13 protein-coding genes are annotated in these 14,253 nt (G+C 65.3%); 5 read left to right on the top strand and 8 right to left on the bottom strand.

Going from position 1 to position 14,253, the window contains the following annotated elements:
* Nucleotides 1-134 precede the first annotated feature (134 nt).
* Both ampD and PNO31109_RS19780 read left to right on the top strand, forming a co-directional pair.
* On the top strand, nucleotides 135-734 hold the full coding sequence (gene ampD, locus PNO31109_RS19785) for a 1,6-anhydro-N-acetylmuramyl-L-alanine amidase AmpD (protein WP_150557164.1): 600 nt from the start codon (nucleotides 135-137) through the stop codon (nucleotides 732-734).
* Between the two features lie 378 nt (nucleotides 735-1,112).
* Nucleotides 1,113-4,064 (top strand): ribonucleoside-diphosphate reductase subunit alpha, encoded by a 2,952-nt coding sequence (locus PNO31109_RS19780; protein WP_150557163.1) that lies wholly within the window; start codon nucleotides 1,113-1,115, stop codon nucleotides 4,062-4,064.
* Between the two features lie 146 nt (nucleotides 4,065-4,210).
* Here the strand turns inward: PNO31109_RS19780 and PNO31109_RS19775 are convergent, their stop codons facing one another.
* Complete coding sequence (locus PNO31109_RS19775) at nucleotides 4,211-5,173, bottom strand: aldose epimerase family protein (RefSeq protein WP_150557162.1); 963 nt, start codon at nucleotides 5,171-5,173, stop codon at nucleotides 4,211-4,213.
* A 574-nt stretch (nucleotides 5,174-5,747) separates the two neighbouring features.
* Between PNO31109_RS19775 and PNO31109_RS19770 the strand changes: the two genes are divergently transcribed.
* The 3 genes from PNO31109_RS19770 (at nucleotide 5,748) to PNO31109_RS19760 (ending at nucleotide 8,130) form a co-directional block, all read left to right on the top strand.
* A complete protein-coding gene (locus PNO31109_RS19770; protein ID WP_150557161.1) occupies nucleotides 5,748-6,890 on the top strand; it encodes a ribonucleotide-diphosphate reductase subunit beta in 1,143 nt (380 codons plus the stop codon).
* Between the two features lie 388 nt (nucleotides 6,891-7,278).
* Complete coding sequence (locus tag PNO31109_RS19765; protein WP_150557160.1) at nucleotides 7,279-7,584, top strand: hypothetical protein; 306 nt, start codon at nucleotides 7,279-7,281, stop codon at nucleotides 7,582-7,584.
* A gap of 24 nt (nucleotides 7,585-7,608) precedes the next feature.
* A complete protein-coding gene (locus tag PNO31109_RS19760; RefSeq protein WP_150557159.1) occupies nucleotides 7,609-8,130 on the top strand; it encodes a histone H1-like DNA-binding protein in 522 nt (173 codons plus the stop codon).
* Nucleotides 8,131-8,317: 187 nt separating this feature from the next.
* On the opposite strand, the gene PNO31109_RS19755 is transcribed toward PNO31109_RS19760, so the two are convergent.
* From PNO31109_RS19755 to accB, 7 genes are all read right to left on the bottom strand, one after another.
* Nucleotides 8,318-8,797, bottom strand: coding sequence for an outer membrane lipoprotein (locus PNO31109_RS19755; protein WP_150557158.1), 480 nt, complete (start codon nucleotides 8,795-8,797; stop codon nucleotides 8,318-8,320).
* Nucleotides 8,798-8,815: 18 nt separating this feature from the next.
* Nucleotides 8,816-9,751 carry a carbohydrate kinase family protein gene (locus tag PNO31109_RS19750; RefSeq protein WP_150557157.1) on the bottom strand — a complete coding sequence of 312 codons (936 nt, stop codon included), beginning with the start codon at nucleotides 9,749-9,751 and terminating at the stop codon, nucleotides 8,816-8,818.
* A 192-nt stretch (nucleotides 9,752-9,943) separates the two neighbouring features.
* The gene (gene tpx, locus PNO31109_RS19745; protein ID WP_150557156.1) at nucleotides 9,944-10,441 is read right to left on the bottom strand and encodes a thiol peroxidase; all 498 of its coding nucleotides are present in this window, start codon (nucleotides 10,439-10,441) and stop codon (nucleotides 9,944-9,946) included.
* A 33-nt stretch (nucleotides 10,442-10,474) separates the two neighbouring features.
* Entirely contained in the window at nucleotides 10,475-11,563 is a 1,089-nt protein-coding gene (locus PNO31109_RS19740; protein ID WP_150557155.1) for a DUF3426 domain-containing protein, read from the bottom strand.
* A 24-nt stretch (nucleotides 11,564-11,587) separates the two neighbouring features.
* A complete protein-coding gene (prmA, locus tag PNO31109_RS19735) occupies nucleotides 11,588-12,481 on the bottom strand; it encodes a 50S ribosomal protein L11 methyltransferase (protein ID WP_150557154.1) in 894 nt (297 codons plus the stop codon).
* A 29-nt stretch (nucleotides 12,482-12,510) separates the two neighbouring features.
* Nucleotides 12,511-13,872 (bottom strand): acetyl-CoA carboxylase biotin carboxylase subunit, encoded by a 1,362-nt coding sequence (gene accC / locus PNO31109_RS19730; RefSeq protein ID WP_150557153.1) that lies wholly within the window; start codon nucleotides 13,870-13,872, stop codon nucleotides 12,511-12,513.
* 87 nt (nucleotides 13,873-13,959) lie between these two features.
* Nucleotides 13,960-14,253, bottom strand: a 294-nt coding sequence (gene accB, locus PNO31109_RS19725) for an acetyl-CoA carboxylase biotin carboxyl carrier protein (protein ID WP_150557152.1), incomplete at its 5' end; no start/stop codon positions are given.

The raw sequence follows: 14,253 nt of genomic DNA, 5'->3' as shown, positions 1-14,253 counted from the left end.
GACGCCCGCCACGGTGTCGTTGCACCGAGCGCGTTCGTGCGCGCCGCGGCTCCGGCCTCGGCCGCGACGGACCGGGTGTGGGCAGCGGGCGCGTCCGGCGTGCCGTGCGTCGCGGCGTTGGCGCGAGGTGACGCATGAACGCCCCGGACACACTGCCCGTGTTGACGCTCGACGGCGAGGGCTGGGTGCGCGAAGCGGAACATCTGCCGTCGCCGAACTTCGACGCCCGGCCGCAGGGTATGCCGACCGAGCTGCTCGTGGTGCACAACATCTCGCTGCCGCCGGGACAGTTCGGCGGCCCCGAGATCGCGGCGTTCTTCCAGAACCGTCTCGATCACGACGCGCATCCGTTCTTCGACGAGATCCGCGGCGTACACGTCTCGTCGCACTTTCTCGTGCGGCGCGATGGTGCGTTGCAGCAGTTCGTGTCGTGCGACGCGCGTGCGTGGCATGCCGGAGCGTCGTCGTTCGCCGGCCGCACGCGCTGCAACGATTTTTCGATCGGCGTGGAACTCGAAGGCGCCGACGACGTGCCGTTCACGTCCGCGCAGTACGTCACGCTGGCGGCGCTCACGCGGCTGTTGCTTGAGCGTTATCCGATTCGGGCGGTGGCCGGACACGCCGACATAGCGCCGGGGCGCAAGACCGACCCGGGGCCGCATTTCGAGTGGCGGCGCTTGCGCAAAATGGCGGGCCTGAGCCCCGCGGCATTGCCGTTTCAGCCGGCCGATTAATCCCCATGCGTGGGTAGGTTTTGCTTGACACGACGGCGCCACGGGCGTTCCCGGCAGTAGAAATTTTTGGGTTTGCGGAGTGCGTCATCTCCACTATACTTAGTGCCAATTCGAGCGCTGACCACTATATCTAGTGGTTGATGTGGAGATCGGCGCCGAGAGCAAAACCCTCAATACCGTGCTTGTCCTGCGGCGTCTCGCGCGGGGCGGCATAGCAGCAAAGCCGTGCAGCGGACACCTCGAACCCTTGGCCGTCCGTCGGTCGTGCGGTGTTCAGCACTTCGCTCCATCGGCGCCCCCCAGGGCGTATTTTTGCCGGCACTGAAACCGGTAGAGACGCGCTAACAGCACCATCTCATTGGAACGGGAGTTTTTTACATGCAGACTAACGAAAACCTCACCCGCCCGAACCCGACGCCTGCGGCGAATGCCGGCAACGGCGCGGGTGCGTCGGCGCCCCAGACCACGGGCGCATTCCAGCCGGCGACCAACGCCGACTACAAAGTGATTCGACGCAACGGCGCGGTGGTGGGTTTCGAGCCGTCGAAGATCGCGATCGCCGTGACCAAGGCGTTCCTGGCCGTCAACGGCGGGCAGGGCGCGGCTTCGGCGCGCGTTCGCGAACTCGTGGAGCAGTTGACGCAGAACGTCGTGCGCGCGCTGGTGCGCAGCCGCCCGAACGGCGGCACCTTCCACATCGAAGACATTCAGGACCAGGTCGAACTGGCGCTCATGCGCGAAGGCGAGCACAACGTGGCGCGCGCCTATGTGCTCTACCGTGAGAAGCGCTCGCAAGAGCGCGCGCACGCGGTCGAGGCCGCGCCGCAGACCGCCACGCCCGCCGCACCGGTGCTGCATGTCACCGACAACGGCGTGAGCCGCCCGCTCGACATGGCCGCCCTGCGCGCCGTGGTGCAGGCCGCTTGCGAGAACCTGGGCAGCGAAGTCGATGCCGAGCCGATCCTCGCCGAGACCATCAAGAACCTGTACGACGGCGTGCCGCTGTCCCAGGTCTACGACTCGGCAATCCTCGCCTCGCGCACCCTGATCGAAAAGGAACCGGCTTACAGCCAGGTCACCGCCCGCATTCTGATGCACACGATTCGTCGCGAGATCCTCGGCGAAGAAGTGCCGCAGGCCGAAATGCCGGCGCGCTACGTCGAGTACTTCCCGCGCTTCATCAAGCAGGGCGTCGAAGCCGAACTGCTCGACGAGCAGCTGCTCTCGTTCGACCTCGCCAAGCTGGGCGCCGCGCTCGACGCCTCGCGCGACCTGCAGTTCAATTACCTGGGACTGCAGACGCTGTACGACCGCTACTTCCTGCACATCGACGGTCACCGCATCGAAATGCCGCAGGCGTTCTACATGCGCGTGGCAATGGGCCTGGCGCTCAACGAAGTCGAGCGGGAAGCGCGCGCGATCGAGTTCTACCAGATCCTGTCGAGCTTCGACTTCATGAGCTCGACGCCGACGCTGTTCAACTCCGGCACGCGTCGCTCGCAACTCTCGTCGTGCTACCTGACGACCGTCTCCGATGATCTGGAAGGCATCTACGAAGCGCTCAAGGAAAATGCGCTGCTCTCGAAGTTCGCCGGCGGCCTGGGCAACGACTGGACGCAGGTGCGCGCGCTCGGCTCGCACATCAAGGGCACGAACGGCAAGAGCCAGGGCGTGGTGCCGTTCCTGAAGGTGGTCAACGACACGGCCGTGGCCGTGAACCAGGGCGGCAAGCGCAAGGGCGCCGTGTGCGCCTATCTGGAAACGTGGCACCTGGACATCGAAGAATTCCTGGAGCTGCGCAAGAACACCGGCGACGATCGTCGCCGCACGCACGACATGAACACGGCGAACTGGATTCCCGATCTGTTCATGAAGCGCGTGATGGAAGGCGGCGAATGGACGCTGTTCTCGCCGTCGACCTGCCCGGATCTGCACGACAAGTACGGCAAGGCCTTCGAGCAGGCGTACACGGCCTATGAAGACAAGGCCGCGCGCGGCGAGATCAAGCTGTTCAAGAAGGTGCCGGCGCAGGCGCTGTGGCGCAAGATGCTGGGCATGCTGTTCGAGACCGGCCATCCGTGGATCACGTTCAAGGATCCGTGCAACATCCGCTCGCCGCAACAGCACGTGGGCGTGGTGCACTCGTCGAACCTGTGCACGGAAATCACGCTCAACACGAGCGACACCGAAATCGCCGTGTGCAACCTCGGTTCGGTGAACCTCGTGGCGCACATGAAGCAGACCGCCAACGGTTACGAGCTCGATCACGAGAAGTTGCAGCGCACCATTCGCGTGGCGATGCGCATGCTCGATAACGTCATCGACATCAACTACTACGCGGTGCCGAAGGCGCGCAATTCGAACCTGCATCACCGTCCGGTGGGCATGGGCATCATGGGCTTCCAGGACTGCCTGCACCTGCTGCGCACGCCGTATGCGTCGCAGGCCGCCGTCGAGTTCGCCGATCGTTCGATGGAAGCCGTGTGCTACTACGCCTACTGGGCGTCGACCGAACTGGCCAAGGAGCGTGGTCAGTATTCATCGTACAAGGGCTCGCTGTGGGACCGCGGCATCCTCCCGCAAGACTCGCTCAAGCTGCTGGCCGAGGAGCGCGGCGGCTACGTGGACGTCGACATGTCGGCCACGCTCGACTGGGACAGCCTGCGCAAGCACATCGCTGCTCACGGCATGCGCAACTCGAACTGCGTGGCGATCGCACCGACCGCGACGATCTCGAACATCATCGGCGTGTCCGCCTGTATCGAGCCGACGTTCCAGAACCTGTACGTGAAGTCGAACCTGTCGGGCGAGTTCACGGTGGTCAACGAGTATCTGGTGCGCGATCTGAAGGCTCGCGGCCTGTGGGACGAAGTGATGGTCGCCGACCTGAAGTACTTCGACGGCTCGCTCTCGCGTATCGACCGCGTACCGGCCGACCTGCGCGAGATCTATGCCACGGCGTTCGAAGTCGAGCCGAAGTGGCTGGTCGAGGCGGCGTCGCGTCGTCAGAAGTGGATCGACCAGGCGCAGTCGCTCAATATCTATATGGCGGGCGCTTCGGGCAAGAAGCTCGACGAGACGTACAAGCTGGCCTGGACGCGCGGCCTGAAGACCACGTACTACCTGCGTACCATGGCCGCCACGCACGTCGAGAAATCGACGGTGAGCCACGGCGCGCTCAACGCGGTGCCGTCCTCGGGCGGCGTGTCGGGTGGTTTCTCGGCCGAGCCGACTTCGCCGCTGGCCCAGCCGATGCCGGAAGCCGAAGGCGCCGTCTGCACGATGCGTCCGGGCGACCCCGGCTTCGAGGAGTGCGAGGCCTGCCAGTAAGCCGGGTCTGCCGGGGGCCGCATGTGGCGCCCGGCACACGGAAAACCCCGTCGCCCTTGCGGGCCGACGGGGTTTTTTCTTTGCGCGGTGTGCGCCGCGCGGGCGGACAGAGGCGCCGCCGACGGGCCGGGCCGGCGCCGTCCCTTTCAGCGCAGATCGATGCGCATTGCGAGGCTGAGCGTCTCGCCGTGCGGCACGACGGTGTGGTCCTCGTCAAACTCGCCCACGCGATGGGTCGACGGTTCCAGGCACAGGTAAGGGCGACCGGCCGGCGAGTGGACGACGAGCCATGCCGCGTCCTCGCTGCGCACGGTGGCCGAGCGCAGGCCGCCGGCGTAGTCGATGCGCGCCTCGAAGCGCCCGGTGTCGGCCGGCACTTCGGCGAACCAGGTGGAGCGGCCCTCGGTGTCGAGTCCGCCGCCCACCGAGACGACTTCGATCGCGCCCACGTGTACGCGTTGCTCGCTCGGCCAGCGCACGTCCTCCGAAGGCGAGCGCCAGACGGCTTCCGACTCGAACGTGAGACGCGCGCCTGCCGGCCAGCGGAAGTACGGGTGCAGACCGAGGCCGGCCGGCATGTCGGCCGTCGACAGGTTGGTGATGGACAACTGCACGTCGACGCCCAGCGCGTCGAGCGTCACGGCGAGGTAGGCCTGGTAGTGCCAGGGCCACTCGGGTTGTGCGGGGCTGTCGAGTTGCAGTACGCAGCAGTGCGGACTCTCGTCGACGACTTCCCACGCGCGACGCAGTCCCCAGCCGTGCAGCGAACTGGACGCCGCCGGCGCCTCGCGAACGGTGATGGCGCGCCCCTGCCAGTGCAGCGTGTCCTCGCGCAGCATATTGGTATACGGCAGCATCGGAAACGCGCCGGCTTTCGGCCATTCGTCCGAGGGGAACGGCTCGTTGCCCAGGGGCACGAGATAGTCGAAATCGTCAGCGCGCGTGTCGCGCCGGGCGAGTCGCGAAAGCCGTCCGCCACAGGCCGGCTGGATCTCCGCAATCAGCGTGCCAGCCGACAGGCGGATCGGCTTGCCGGGGGTGAGGGTAAGCGGCGTGGGGCCGGCGGCGGGTGTGCCGGTGCGTGCGCGTTCGGCGTCGGGGGAAGTCATCGTCGGGTTTCTCCTTCATCTGCGTCGAAGATGCGCGCGCCGGAATCTGCCGTTCCGGTTCGCTGCGCGGCGACGCTTGCCGCACAGGATACGCCAATGCCGCGACGACGGCGGTACTGTCGCCGCAAGGCTTCGCACCCGGGCGCGCGAAGGCTGTCGCGAGCGGCCGATTCGTGGCAAGATGCCGGTCCCGCGGCGCCGGATGGCGCCCATCGGGGAATGGGCGAAAACACTAGGTATAGTGGTTATCGTGCACTGCGACACTATATCTAGTGTCGTTCGCTGGAATGAGTGACACAATTGTGCTAAATTGGAGTCATCCAATTCGACGTCGGGAGGTGAGGATGTTGTGGTGGCTCTCGCGTCGGCATCGTCGTTCAATACAGCGCCATTGCGCATCTGCATCACCTCGAAACACGGCATGACCTCCGGTGAATTTCGCGCGACTCGCGAAAGGCAGCCGGCCGCCGGATCGCAAGTTTTTGGTCGGCCTTCGCACGCGAAGCGCTGATCTGTCACTTCGGCGATGCGCGCTCTTGCGTGTATCGCACCAACCTGAACGGACTGAGACCCTATGCTGAACTGGGAAGAAGACACCTCCATCGCCAAACCCGCCGCACCGGCGGCGCCGCTCTCGCCGCAGCCGAACATTCTCGGCACGCAGGGGGACGCCCCGAGTGTGATCGCCTCGCAGTCGACGCGCCGCGTGAGCGCCTCCGACAAGCGCGTGATCAACGGCACGACGGACGTGAACCAGCTGGTGCCCTTCAAGTACAAGTGGGCCTGGGAAAAGTATCTGGCCGGTTGCGCGAACCATTGGATGCCGCAGGAAATCAACATGTCGCGCGACATCGCCCTGTGGAAGGACCCGAACGGCCTGACCGAAGACGAGCGCCGCATCATCAAGCGCAACCTCGGCTTCTTCGTGACGGCCGACTCGCTCGCCGCGAACAACATCGTGCTGGGCACCTATCGCCACATCACGGCACCGGAGTGCCGCCAGTTCCTGCTGCGTCAGGCGTTCGAAGAGGCGATCCACACCCACGCCTACCAGTACATCGTGGAGAGCCTGGGCCTGGACGAGGGCGAGATCTTCAACGCGTACCACGAAGTGCCGTCGATCCGCGACAAGGACGAGTTCCTGCTGCCGTTCATCGAGGTGGTGGCCGACCCGTCGTTCAAGACCGGCACGCAGGAAGCCGACCAGAAGCTGCTGCGCTCGCTGATCGTGTTCGCCTGCATCATGGAGGGCCTGTTCTTCTACGTCGGCTTCACGCAGATCCTCGCGCTGGGCCGCCAGAACAAGATGACCGGCGCCGCGGAGCAGTACCAGTACATCCTGCGCGACGAGTCGATGCACTGCAACTTCGGCATCGACCTCATCAACCAGGTGAAGCTGGAAAACCCTAACCTCTGGACGCCGGAATTCCGCGAAGAGATCCGCGGTCTGTTCCTGAAGGCCGTCGAGCTCGAGTACCGCTACGCCGAAGACACGATGCCGCGCGGCGTGCTCGGACTGAACGCGGGCATGTTCAAGAGCTATCTGCGCTTCATCGCGAACCGCCGTTGCGCTCAGATCGGTCTCGAGGCGCTCTATCCGAACGAAGAAAATCCGTTCCCGTGGATGAGCGAGATGATCGACCTGAAGAAGGAGCGCAACTTCTTCGAGACGCGTGTGATCGAGTACCAGACCGGCGGTGCACTGAGCTGGGACTGAGCAGGCTGCGGGAAAGGGTTGCTGGCTGCAAAGCCAGCAACCATGCGGTTTTCGAGAGGATGGTGTGTGCGTGCTACGCACGTGTGACTGGCAGCAGGAGAAGCAAAAGAGAACGTGCGGGTCACACACATCCTCCTCGCTCACGCGTCGTGATCGACGCTGCGTGAGTGCTTCGCGCACATCGGCATGCGAGTGCGCTGTGCATCAAATACAACAGATTGACTTCTTCATTGCGATCGATGTGCGCTTTTTTGTGCGCAAAGTATTAACATCGCATCACAAAAGAATTATTATTCGCTCAAATAAATTGCAGTCTCGATGAACACACGAAAGCGTGCATCGCTTTCCTCCCGCGACAGAGAGCTGGTAGTTACGGAGCGTAAAAACCTTGGTGCATAGCAAGCAGTATCGCTTATCCGCTATCGCAATCTCCTCCATCCCGATGACGGGACAGGCAAGCTACCCCCCGAAGAATCTGGCGAATCCCCTTTCTCAAGACAATCGAATTGCTGGCGGCAATGTCGCCGGCAATTTTTTTGCGCGCGTGAGCACACACGGTTCGCATCGCGCGCGCAGCGCCGAATTCATTAGCGTAAGCCGTCGATGTCCGATGCGTACGCCGATGAATAGCCCGCTCGCCGGCAGTTCGCCGCACGGTGGTCGGGTTTCCTTCTCAGGTGGTTTGTTTGAGTGATCTCTCACGTTAAGGAGTAATGTGATGGCTACTACTGCTAAGAAAAAACCTGCAGCCAAGAAGGCTGCCGCCAAGAAGCCGGTAGCGAAGAAGGCTGCCGCCGCCAAGAAGCCGGTCGCGAAGAAGGCCGTGGCCGCCAAGAAGCCGGTGGCGAAGAAGGCCGCAGCTGCCAAGAAGCCGGCAGCCAAGAAGGTCGCCGCCAAGAAGCCGGTCGCCAAGAAAGCAGCAGTGAAGAAGGTCGCCGCCAAGAAGCCGGCAGCCAAGAAGGCAGCAGTGAAGAAGGTCGCCGCCAAGAAGCCGGCAGCCAAGAAGGCAGCGGCGAAGAAGGTCGCAGCCAAGAAGCCTGCTGCGAAGAAGGCTGTCGCCAAGAAGCCTGCTGCGAAGAAGGCTGCTGCCAAGAAGCCTGCTGCGAAGAAGGCCGCGGTGAAGAAGGTTGCCGCCAAGCCTGCCGCTGCCGCCGCTGCTCCCGCACCGGCGCCCGCAGCAGCCAAGACGGCGTTGAACCCGGCAGCGGCATGGCCGTTCCCGACCGGCAGCCGTCCGTAATCCGAGTGCCGATGCAGGAACCAAGGCACTTCGGTGTCTTTTGATCGAGTAGGCCTACTCGATCCGAAACCCGCTGTGATGCTTACGTGTCACAGCGGGTTTTTTCATGGCCGTCGTCTCGCCGCCTTGCGATACCGCTTCCCTGCGGGCGCCGCATTCGCCGCGCGCCGTACTGAAGCGCCGAAGGTCAGTGCGTCACACGCGTCACACCGCCGCTCGAGAGCAGGCGTACTCGCTGGCCCGGTTGAAAGGCCTCGTCGGCGTCCTGCGTGATCGCACGCAGCTCACCGTTGTCCAGTCGCACTGTGATTTCCAGACCCGCCTTCTTGCTCATGCGGCTTTCGATGGCCTGCCCGGCAACCGCGCCCAGCAGACCGCCGACGATGCCCGTCGCGATCGAGCCGCGACCGCCGCCGATCGCGCTGCCGCCGATCGCACCGAGCGCGCCGCCGCCGGCGATGCCCAGAATGCCGGGGTCGCCGTTGCTGCTGTCGATCGTCACCGGACGCACCGATTCGACCGTACCCATGCGGACGACCTGTTCACGTTGTGCCTGACGGCTACTGTAGACGCTCGCGGAGTTGCTCGGCCCGAACGCCGTGCAGGCGGACAGGGTGAGCGAAGCCGCGGCGGTGAGAAGAATGAGCGGTGTGGTCAGTCGTGCCATCGTTGTGCCTTAATCAATTCACTCGAAGCGGTGGCCGAACGCTTCTTCGTATTGCGCCTCGATCTCGGCGCGCGTGGGTGCATACGTCTGCGGACCCTGCTCGGCGATCTTGAGCGAGCCCATCAGGCTGGCCAGGCGGCCGGTGGTCGGCCAGTCGAGGCCCTTTTCGATGCCATAGAGCAGACCGCCACGGAATGCGTCGCCGCAACCGGTGGGGTCGACGACACGCTTGGCGGTCACGGCCGGAATGTCGTGCTGCTTGCCGCCGGCGAAGATCAGGGCCCCGTGCTCTCCGCGCGTGACGACAAGTGCCTCGACGCGCGACTGCAGGTCTTCCATCGACCAGCCGGTCTTCGTGGCGAGGAGCTTGGCTTCGTAGTCGTTGACCGCAAGATAAGTAGCGAGTTCCACCATGCGACGCAGTGCCTCGGGCGAGAGCAGCGGCAGACCCTGGCCCGGGTCGAACACGAACGGCACGCCGGCGGCGGCAAAACCTTCGGCATGCGCGAGCATGGCGTCCGGCGCGTCGGGCGCGACGATGCCGAGCTTTGCGCCCTGCACATCGGCCACGCGGTTCTGCGACGAGAACATCATCGCACCCGGGTGGAAGGCGGTGATCTGGTTGTTGTCGAGATCGGTCGTGATCATCGCGTTGGCCGTCATGCTGCCGGAGACGGTGCGCACGAATTCCGTGGTCATGCCGAGTGACTGGAAGCGCTCGAGATACGCCGCGCCATCCTCGCCGACGGTGGCCATGACAACCGGCTTGCCGCCGAGCAGATGCAGGCTGTAGCCGATGTTGCCCGCGCAGCCGCCGAAGTTGCGGCGCATCGTCGGCACCAGAAAGCTGACGTTCAGGATGTGCACCTGATCGGGCAGGATGTGCTCGCCGAAGCGGCCTTCGAAGGTCATGATGTTGTCGTAGGCGAGCGAGCCGCAGATCACGGTAGTCACGGAATGGGTCCTTGCGAAAGAATGGATGGGGGGCTGAAGGGCGGCTCTGTCAAACCGCGGGCCGGCGCCTCGCACCGATGCGCGTCGGCGATGTCACGCGGCCGATGCCGCCGGTGCGCCCGGGTGCGCCGCGACGCGCCCGCCGGCGCGGGGCATTGCATGCACCGGGTGCACTGGAAGGAACGCCGGCGCTTACTTGGCGGCAAGCGCTGCGTCGTAGTTCGGTTCGTTCTTGATTTCCGACACGAGCTCCGAATGGACGACGCGATTGTCCGCGTCAAGCACGATGACGGCGCGCGCCGCGACACCGGCGAGCGGCCCGGTGGCAATTGCCACACCGTAGTTCTTGAGGAACTCGCGACCGCGCATGGTCGAGAGCGGGATGACGTTGTTGAGCCCTTCGGTGGCGCAGAAGCGGCTCATCGCGAACGGCAGGTCGGCCGAAATGACCAGTACGACGGTGTTCTCGAGCTTGCTGGCGGCTTCGTTGAACTTGCGGGTGGACGTGGCGCAGGTCGGCGTATCCAGGCTCGGCACGATGTTGAGCACCTTGCGCTTGCCAGCGAAGTCGTCGAGCGAGACGTCCTGCAGTTTGGCGTTGACCAGCTTGAAGGCCGGCGCGGTCTGCCCCGGCTGCGGGAACTGGCCGTCAACTTCGATGGGGTTGCCCCCGAGCGTGACTTGGGACATCGATATCTCCTAGGTTGAGTGCGGCAGCGCGTGTCAGGGATAGAACGCGAGCACCCGATAGTTACTGGCCAGCGCTGCCTGCGCCGACAATCGTAACCGAATCGTGCGTTCGTTGCGCGGTGCCAGGCCGGCGTCGCGCAACGCGGCGTCGGCCACGTAGTCGCTCGCCGCGAAAACCCGTCGCACGACCGGCTTGCCGTCGATGTCCGACAGCGTCAGTTCGAGCGACGGCCAGGCGAGCGCATGGTCCGCCTGGTTGCGGATGAAGACGGTGAGCGTCATCGGGACCGTGTCGTTCGGCCGGGCCGTTGGATCGGCTGCGGCCTCGGATGCCGCGTCGGCGGTTGCGTCGGAGGTTGCGGCATTTGTAGCGTTCGCGTCGGGGGCGTCGGTGACGAGCGTGACGCCCGAGATCTGAATCATGTCCGGCTGGCGCGGCGGCGCAACCGTCACGTGCAGCGGACGGCCGATTGCCGCGAACACGCCGCGCAAGGCCGGTACGCGGTCGACGAGCGCGGCGCGCTCGAGCCACGCCCATTGCGCGAGCAGTCCGATGATCGCCAGGGCGAGCAGCGCTCGCCATGCCACGCGCGCCGCGCCGTGGCGGGTCGCCCGGTCGCGGCCGCCGGTGAACGTCTTCGGCGGTTGCGGCGTCGCATAGGCGGGCGCAGTTGTCGGCGCACGCAACGCAGTGAGGTCGTCGTCCATATAGCGCCCGGGGCCGTGCTGCATCTGGGCGCGACTCTCATCGGGCGCGCCCAGCAGCGCGGCGATGGCCGTGGGCGTGAGCATTTCGGGAACCGGCGGCCTCGTATGGGCGGGCCCGGCGGCGGGCGCGGTCGGGGCCGATGTGCCCGGCGAGCCGTCGGTGTCCGTGGCGGCGGGCGTGTCGGGTACGGCGGGAGCAGCCTCTGGTGTCTCCGGTGTCCCCGGCGCGGCCGGACTGTCGCCGGCGATCTCGTCGTTCGGCGGTTCGCACAGATAGGTGCGTCCGTCGAACACTTCACGGCAGTTGCCGCAACGCACGAGACCGTCGCGCAGCTTGAGCTGATCCGCGACGACGCGAAAGACGGTGTGGCAATGGGGGCAGCGGGTGGCGAGAACGCGCGAGGACTGGGTCATGGGAGTCGGCGCGTCGTCGTCGGCTCAGCGCGCGGCCTGCCCGTGCAGGCAGACCCAGCCATCGTGAGCGCGCCAGACCGCCATCTGCATGTAAGGCGCGTAGGCCGCGATCACTTCGTCGGCCTGCCGCTCGAGCACGCCGGACAGCGCGAGCCGCCCTCCGGGGGCGACGCGCGACGTCAGCATCGACGCGAGCAGCTTGAGCGGATTCGACAGGATGTTTGCGACCACGACATGGAATTGGCCGTCGCGCAGTTCGTCGGGCAGTCCGTATTCGACCGGCGCATGATTGCGCTCGCTGTTGTAGCGCGCCGATTCGACCGCCTGCGGGTCGATATCGATGCCGATGACCGGATCCGCGCCGCACTTGCGCGCGAGAATAGCCAGGATGCCCGAGCCGCAGCCATAGTCGAGCAACGACTGTCCGGGCTGCACGTGCTGTTCCAGCCACTCCATGCAAAGACGCGTGGTCGGATGGCTGCCCGTGCCGAACGCGAGGCCCGGATCGAGTTCGAGCACGAGGGCGTCGGCATCAGGCGCGTCGTGCCACGACGGCACGACCCAGATGCGCTGGCCGATCTGCATTGGCTCGAATTGCGATTGCGTAAGGCGTACCCAGTCCTGCTCCTCGACCTCGCGCAGCGTATACGCCGGCGACTGGCCGAGGCCCAGTTCGTTGACGGCCGCCGCGAGCAGCACGGCGGCGTCCTGGTCCTCACCCACGAGGGCCACCACGCGCGAGCGCTGCCACGCGGTGTCCTTCGGAGTGAGTCCCGGCTCGCCGAACATCGGTTGCTCGTCGGGCGTGTCCGCGTCCGCGTCTTCCACGGACACCGACAGCGCGCCCAGATCGAGCAGGGCGTCCGACAGGGCCTCGGCCTGGGCGCGGGCAACTTCAACGACGAGTTCGCGATACATGACGAGCGTTTCCTGCTTCGATGTGAGGCTCAATTGCCGCCGACGGCAGACTTCTGCGCCAGCTTGTGTTCCAGATAGTGAATGCTCGTGCCGCCTTCGACAAACTTGGCGTCGAGCATCAACTCCCGGTGCAGCGGAATGTTCGTCTGGATCCCTTCGATCACGATTTCCGACAGCGCCACGCGCATGCGGCGGATCGCCTGCTCGCGCGTTGCACCGTAGGCGATCAGCTTGCCGATCATCGAATCGTAGTTGGGCGGCACGAAGTAGCCGTTGTACGCGTGCGAGTCGACGCGAATGCCGGGGCCGCCCGGCATGTGCCAGGAGGTGATGCGGCCCGGCGACGGCGTGAACCTGAACGGGTCTTCCGCGTTGATGCGGCACTCGATGGCGTGGCCCTGGAACTGGATGTCGCGCTGGCGGTAGGCGAGCTTCTCGCCGGCGGCGATGCGAATCTGCTCCTGCACGATGTCGACGCCCGTGATCATCTCCGTGACCGGGTGTTCGACCTGCACGCGGGTGTTCATCTCGATGAAGTAGAACTCGCCGTTCTCGTACAGGAATTCGAAGGTGCCGGCGCCAACGTAGCCCATCTTCTTGCACGCGTCGGCGCAGCGATCGCCGATGCGCTCGATGAGGCGACGCGGAATCAGCGGCGCGGTCGCCTCTTCGATCACCTTCTGGTGACGGCGCTGCATCGAGCAGTCGCGCTCGCCCAACCAGATAGCGTTCTTGTGCTTGTCGGCCAGCACCTGGATTTCGATATGGCGCGGGTTCTCGAGGAACTTCTCCATATACACTTCCGGGTTGCCGAAAGCGCGGCCGGCTTCTTCACGCGTCATGTTGACCGCGTTCACTAGCGCGGCTTCGGTATGCACCACGCGCATGCCGCGCCCGCCGCCGCCACCTGCGGCCTTGATGATCACCGGATAGCCGATCTGGCGTGCAATACGCACGATTTCCTTGGGATCTTCGGGCAACGCGCCTTCCGAGCCCGGCACACACGGCACGCCGGTCTTGATCATCGTCTGCTTGGCCGAGACCTTGTCGCCCATCAGGCGGATGGTGTCGGGGCGCGGGCCGATGAAGGTGAAGCCCGATTGCTCTACGCGCTCGGCGAAGTCGGCGTTCTCCGAGAGGAAGCCGTAGCCCGGGTGAATCGCCTGGGCGTCGGTGACTTCGGCCGCGCTGATGAGCGCTGGCATGTTCAGGTAGCTCTGGGCCGAGGGGGCCGGGCCGATACAGACTGACTCGTCGGCGAGCTTGACGTACTTGGCGTCCTTGTCGGCTTCGGAATAGACCACCACGGTCTTGATGCCCATCTCGCGGCACGCGCGTTGGATGCGCAGGGCGATTTCGCCGCGGTTGGCGATGAGGATTTTTTCAAACATTATGTGCAGTCCTGCCCGTAAGGGGAGAGGAGCGGGGCCGGACGCCCCGTGCTGTCGAGCGGCGGCGCCGGCGTCCGACAACCGGCATTAGCCGATCACGAACAGCGGTTGACCGTATTCCACGGCCTGACCGTTCTCGACGAGGATTTCCTTGATCACGCCGGCCTTGTCCGACTCGATCTCGTTGAGCAGCTTCATCGCCTCGATGATGCAGAGCGTCTGGCCTTCCTTGACCGAGTCGCCCACCTGCACGAACGCGTCGGCGCCGGGCGAGGGTGCCCGGTAGAACGTACCGACCATCGGCGACGTCACGACGTGACCCTGCGGCTGTGCCGGGGCGGCCGGCGCGACCGGTGCCGCGGGCGCGGCTGCGGGCGCCGG

Origin of the sequence: Pandoraea nosoerga (assembly GCF_902459585.1) — a bacterium.
GTDB lineage: Bacteria > Pseudomonadota > Gammaproteobacteria > Burkholderiales > Burkholderiaceae > Pandoraea > Pandoraea nosoerga.
The sequence above is the reverse complement of the archived record's forward strand: the minus strand, read 5'-3'. Positions and strand labels throughout refer to the sequence as shown.

Bases quoted from the DNA above. Each gene is read 5' to 3' on its own strand.
- PNO31109_RS19755 (WP_150557158.1), bottom strand. From the start codon at position 8,797: ATGGCACGACTGACCACACCGCTCATTCTTCTCACCGCCGCGGCTTCG.
- prmA (WP_150557154.1), bottom strand. From the start codon at position 12,481: ATGTATCGCGAACTCGTCGTTGAAGTTGCCCGCGCCCAGGCCGAGGCC.
- PNO31109_RS19775 (WP_150557162.1), bottom strand. From the start codon at position 5,173: ATGACTTCCCCCGACGCCGAACGCGCACGCACCGGCACACCCGCCGCC.
- ampD (WP_150557164.1), top strand. From the start codon at position 135: ATGAACGCCCCGGACACACTGCCCGTGTTGACGCTCGACGGCGAGGGC.
- PNO31109_RS19770 (WP_150557161.1), top strand. From the start codon at position 5,748: ATGCTGAACTGGGAAGAAGACACCTCCATCGCCAAACCCGCCGCACCG.
- accC (WP_150557153.1), bottom strand. From the start codon at position 13,872: ATGTTTGAAAAAATCCTCATCGCCAACCGCGGCGAAATCGCCCTGCGC.
- tpx (WP_150557156.1), bottom strand. From the start codon at position 10,441: ATGTCCCAAGTCACGCTCGGGGGCAACCCCATCGAAGTTGACGGCCAG.
- PNO31109_RS19740 (WP_150557155.1), bottom strand. From the start codon at position 11,563: ATGACCCAGTCCTCGCGCGTTCTCGCCACCCGCTGCCCCCATTGCCAC.
- PNO31109_RS19760 (WP_150557159.1), top strand. From the start codon at position 7,609: ATGGCTACTACTGCTAAGAAAAAACCTGCAGCCAAGAAGGCTGCCGCC.
- PNO31109_RS19780 (WP_150557163.1), top strand. From the start codon at position 1,113: ATGCAGACTAACGAAAACCTCACCCGCCCGAACCCGACGCCTGCGGCG.